Source organism: Fictibacillus nanhaiensis (genome assembly GCF_023715445.1).
Classification (GTDB): domain Bacteria; phylum Bacillota; class Bacilli; order Bacillales; family Fictibacillaceae; genus Fictibacillus; species Fictibacillus nanhaiensis_D.
The window spans coordinates 1-255 of record NZ_JAMBOD010000070.1 but is presented as its reverse complement, the minus strand read 5'-3'; the positions used below and the strand labels follow the sequence as shown (position 1 = coordinate 255).

The 255-nt window shown below is 43.9% G+C and carries 1 protein-coding gene; it reads right to left on the bottom strand.

Annotated elements, in window-relative coordinates:
• Positions 1 to 255, bottom strand: a 255-nt coding sequence (locus M3196_RS21895; protein WP_251324385.1) for an MFS transporter, incomplete at both ends; no start/stop codon positions are given.

Here is a 255-nt window from a genome sequence, read left to right as displayed (position 1 = left end):
ACAGCAAAAGGGGAACCATTGTTAACGTTAAAAGCAAGGATCCTGTATAATCAATAGATTCTTTTTCTTTTCGTTGTACCGATGGAAAAAGGAAATAGATGGCAGCAAAAGCTACTAAACCGAACGGAAGGAAGATCCAGAATACCCAATGCCAATGAAAGTGGTCTACAATATATCCTCCAAGCGTCGGTCCGAACACACTTGCCAATCCGAACACACTGCTCATGATTCCTTGCCATTTCCCGCGTTCCCGGG